Genomic DNA, 4,029 nt, shown 5'->3' with positions numbered 1-4,029 from the left:
GTGGCTCAGGATTTTTCGCTTGATCGTCTGCTGACATTTCGTCCATTTACCGCCGGCGGTCATCCGGCCGCCTCTGAGGGTACCATCATGGCGCGCGATACGACCGATTTCCGCCCGATCGAAGGTGTCGACGAACTCGTCGAGCATCTGGCCGAAGGCAACAAGCCGCGCGACAAATGGCGCATCGGCACCGAGCACGAGAAATTCCCCTTCTATGTCGACGGCAATGCACCGGTCCCCTATGGCGGCGAGCGCGGCATCCGCGCCATTCTCGAAGGCATGCAGTCAAAGCTCGGCTGGGATCCGATCGTCGATGACGGCCGCATCATCGGCCTGGTCGAGCCGACCGGTCAGGGTGCGATTTCGCTGGAACCCGGCGGCCAGTTCGAGCTTTCCGGCGCACCGCTGGAAACGATCCACCAGACCTGCCGCGAGGGCAACGCCCATCTGGCGCAGGTGCGCGAGATCGCCGAGCCGATGGGCATCCGTTTCCTCGGCCTCGGCGGCAGCCCGAAATGGTCGCTGGCCGAGACGCCGAAAATGCCGAAATCGCGCTATGAGATCATGACGCGCTACATGCCCAAGGTCGGCACCAAGGGCCTCGACATGATGTACCGCACCTGCACGATCCAGGTGAATCTCGACTTCGAGAGCGAGGCCGACATGCGCCGCAAGATGCAGGTGTCGTTGAAGCTGCAGCCGCTGTCGACGGCATTGTTCGCCAATTCGCCTTTCACCGAAAGCCACCCGAACGGCTTGCAGAGCTGGCGCGGCGATATCTGGCGCGACACCGACAACCAGCGCTCGGGCCTGCTCGAATTCTGCTTCTCGCCCGATTTCGGTTTCGCCGACTATGTCGAATGGGCGCTCGACGTGCCGATGTATTTCGTCATCCGCGACGGCCGCTATCACGACATGACGCACGTCACCTTCCGTCAGTTCATGGCCGGTGCCGCGCGCAATCAGGTGCCGGACGGGCTGCCGACAATGGGCGACTGGGCGAACCATCTGTCGACGCTGTTCCCGGACGTGCGGCTGAAGCGCTTCCTTGAGATGCGCGGCGCCGATGGCGGGCCATGGCGGCGCATCTGCGCGCTGCCTGCGTTCTGGGTCGGGCTGCTCTATGATGAAGCCGCACTCGATGCCGCCGAGGCGTTGACGTCGAGCTGGACGTATGAAGAAACGCTGGCGATGCGCAACGCCGTGCCGGAACAAGGCATTTCCGCACCGTTCCGCAACACCACGCTGCGCGAGATCGCGCGTGACGTGATGGTCATTTCCCGCATGGGCCTGAAGAACCGTGGCAAGAAGAACCGCGACGGTTATGACGAGACCTCGTTCCTCAACACGCTCGACGAGGTCGTGGCGCGCGGCACAACCAGCGCCGAGGAGATGCTGTCGGCCTACCACACGCGCTGGGGCGGCTCGATCGAGCCGGTTTTCATGGAATACGCCTATTAACCCTCGGATCTGGCAAAGCTGACCGGCCGGCAAAAGTCGCTTCAATCGGAAGTGGAAACAAACTAGGGTTCTTCGGCGAGGATTTCCGGAGGAGAGACCAATGCCTTCCTTGTTCGACATGCTGACACAGGCCCAGAACGGCAACGGCATGCAGGCCCTTGCCCAGCAATACGGGCTTTCGATGCAGCAGACGCAAGCCGCGGTCGCCGCATTGCTGCCGGCCTTTTCGCAGGGGCTGCAGCGCAACACAGCCGACCCTTACGGGCTCGGCGCCTTCATGACGGCGATGGCCAGCGGCCAGCACGCCAAGTATTTCGAGGACGCAACCCGGGCCTTCTCACCGCAAGGCGTCGATGAGGGCAACGGCATTCTCGGGCACCTGTTCGGCTCGAAAGACCTGTCGCGCGCCGTGGCCAGCCAGGCGGCGCAAGCCAGCGGCGTCAATCAGCAGATCCTGCAGCAGATGCTGCCGGCGATCGCCTCGATGGTCATGGGCGGGCTGTTCAAGCAGACGACAAATCAGATGCAGGCCGCCGGCGGTTTTGGCGGCGGCAACAATCCGCTCGGCGAGATCATCGAGCAGATGATGCGGCAAGGCGGCGGCATGCAGGCCCCGGCGCCGCAGCCGCGCCAAGCGCCGCCACCCCAGAACCCGATGGACAACCCGCTCGGCAAGGTGTTGCAGGACATGTTCGGCGGCGGTGCGGCTCAGCCACAGCCGCAAAGCCAGCCGCAGCCGCAGCCCAATCCCTACGGCGACAATCCACTCGGCAAGGTGCTGCAGGACATGTTCGGCGGTGGCGCGCCTCAGCCGCAGCCGCAAGGGCGGGCGCAGCCGCAGCCTCAGCAGACACAAAGCCCCTACGGAGACAATCCGCTGGGGAAAATCTTCGAGGAGATGCTGCGGCAAGGTGGCGGTGGCTTAGGCGGCATCCCTGGCGGACAGCCGGCGCCGCAACAGCCTCAAGCGCCCCCACAGCAGCGTCAGGCACCGCAGCCACAGGCCAATCCGAGCGGCAGGCCGAAAAACCCGTTCGACGACCTGTTCGGCAAGATGTTCGAGACCGGCGCCCAGCAGCGTGACGACTACCAGAAGGGCGTGGAGACGATCTTCGACCAGTTCAAGCGCGATATGGATCGGCGGTAAGACATGATGGACAGACTTGAATATCCGGTCGTCATTGCGCCACTTTCTGCAGAGGATGGAGCCTGATCTGCCAGGCTGCGTGAGTGATGGCGACACTCCTGAAGAGGCCATCGCCAATGTCCAGGACGCCATAGCAGCCTGGATAGAGGCCGCGCATGAGCTCGGCAGATCGATACCAAGGCCATCGCGAAAGCTGGCATTCGCCTGACAGCCAAAGGAAAAGCCCGGTCCTGGGAGGACCGGGCAGAGTGCAGGCGGGCCGGGGGGATCCGGCAGGGAGTGGGAGCCTGCATACTCGTCAGTCGCGTCGAACCCCGAAAAGGTTCGCGGCAACCTAAACAACAAGCATCAGATCAGGCCACCTTGCGGGCGATGTCCTCGATCGTTTCGATGCGATCGCTGGCGATTTCGCGCAGCATCGCCGTCGGGTCGCGGCCAAACGGCACGTCGATGGCGACGTGCAGGTCGCCGCGCGTCAGGCCGATATCGGCGAGTTCGGCGTCCGACATCTCGCCAAGACGATAGAAGGCGCGGCGATTTTTCCAGGCGCGGTAGATGTTGGAGACAGTGTTGGCCACGCGAGTCGCAACGGCCGGACGCGAGGTGATGCGCGAGGTCTCGGTGGCGAAATCAAACGTGGTCATTGTCGGTCTCCTTCAGACTCGAACTGACAAAACCAGGCGATCGGCGCTGGCGACAGCGGCCGTTCCGGCTTCGATTCACATGCCTTCATGTGGACAATGCCAATTTGCCATCGGCCGATTGATTAATCCAACGAATGTTTCTAATCTTTACCATCAACACCAGTGATGGATCATGTCGATGAAATCGCCGCTCGATCTCGATCAGTTGCAAACTTTCATCTCGATTGCCGACACCGGCAGCTTCACCAGAGCGGCCGAAGAGGTGCACCGGACCCAGTCGGCGGTGTCGATGCAGATGCGCCGGCTGGAGGAGCGGCTCGGCAAGCCGCTGTTCGAAAAGGACGGGCGCACCAACAGGCTGACCGAGGAAGGCGACAAGCTGCTTTCCTATGCGCGGCGGCTGCTCTATCTCAACCGTGAGACGCTGGCTGCCTTCGACGACCGGCGGCTCGAAGGCACGATCCGCATCGGCACGCCCGACGACTATGCCGACCGTTTCCTGCCCGAGATCATGGCGCGGTTCACGCGCTCCAATCCGCGCGTCGAACTGACCGTCATCTGCGAGCCGACACCGGGGCTGGTCGAGCATATCAAGCGCGGCAATCTCGACCTCGCGCTGGTGACTCACAACGACGTACGCGGCCAGTCGGAGGTGGTGCGGCGCGAACCGCTGCTGTGGGTCACCTCGGCCAACCATGCGACGCATGAGCAGGAAACGCTGCCGATGGCCTTCGGCCGGCCGAACTGCATCTGGCGGCGCGCCGCCGTCGATGTGCT

General features: G+C 63.2%; 5 protein-coding genes. 4 read left to right on the top strand and 1 reads right to left on the bottom strand.

The window, feature by feature from the left end; translation table 11 throughout:
* Nucleotides 1–87 precede the first annotated feature (87 nt).
* From EN964_RS27575 to EN964_RS27565, 3 genes are all read left to right on the top strand, one after another.
* Complete coding sequence (locus tag EN964_RS27575) at nucleotides 88–1,461, top strand: glutamate--cysteine ligase (protein WP_127267711.1); 1,374 nt, start codon at nucleotides 88–90, stop codon at nucleotides 1,459–1,461.
* A 100-nt stretch (nucleotides 1,462–1,561) separates the two neighbouring features.
* Nucleotides 1,562–2,608: a DUF937 domain-containing protein gene (locus EN964_RS27570; protein ID WP_127267712.1), complete on the top strand. Its 1,047-nt coding sequence runs from the start codon at nucleotides 1,562–1,564 to the stop codon at nucleotides 2,606–2,608.
* A 55-nt stretch (nucleotides 2,609–2,663) separates the two neighbouring features.
* Nucleotides 2,664–2,816 carry a type II toxin-antitoxin system HicB family antitoxin gene (locus EN964_RS27565; protein WP_236383376.1) on the top strand — a complete coding sequence of 51 codons (153 nt, stop codon included), beginning with the start codon at nucleotides 2,664–2,666 and terminating at the stop codon, nucleotides 2,814–2,816.
* A 145-nt stretch (nucleotides 2,817–2,961) separates the two neighbouring features.
* Here EN964_RS27565 and EN964_RS27560 read toward each other — a convergent pair whose 3' ends face one another.
* Complete coding sequence (locus EN964_RS27560; protein ID WP_127267713.1) at nucleotides 2,962–3,252, bottom strand: DUF1127 domain-containing protein; 291 nt, start codon at nucleotides 3,250–3,252, stop codon at nucleotides 2,962–2,964.
* 178 nt (nucleotides 3,253–3,430) lie between these two features.
* On the opposite strand from EN964_RS27560, the gene EN964_RS27555 reads away from it, so the two are divergent.
* Nucleotides 3,431–4,029: LysR family transcriptional regulator (locus EN964_RS27555; RefSeq protein ID WP_127276979.1), on the top strand; the 599-nt coding region annotated here is incomplete at its 3' end.

Source organism: Mesorhizobium sp. M7A.F.Ca.CA.001.10.2.1 (assembly GCF_003998575.1).
Lineage (GTDB): Bacteria > Pseudomonadota > Alphaproteobacteria > Rhizobiales > Rhizobiaceae > Mesorhizobium.
This window is presented reverse-complemented; position numbering and strand designations above follow the sequence as displayed.

What these genes read in the sequence shown, in the direction of transcription:
- EN964_RS27565 (WP_236383376.1), top strand. Translation starts at nt 2,664, where the DNA reads ATGGAGCCTGATCTGCCAGGCTGCGTGAGTGATGGCGACACTCCTGAA.
- EN964_RS27570 (WP_127267712.1), top strand. Translation starts at nt 1,562, where the DNA reads ATGCCTTCCTTGTTCGACATGCTGACACAGGCCCAGAACGGCAACGGC.
- EN964_RS27560 (WP_127267713.1), bottom strand. Translation starts at nt 3,252, where the DNA reads ATGACCACGTTTGATTTCGCCACCGAGACCTCGCGCATCACCTCGCGT.
- EN964_RS27575 (WP_127267711.1), top strand. Translation starts at nt 88, where the DNA reads ATGGCGCGCGATACGACCGATTTCCGCCCGATCGAAGGTGTCGACGAA.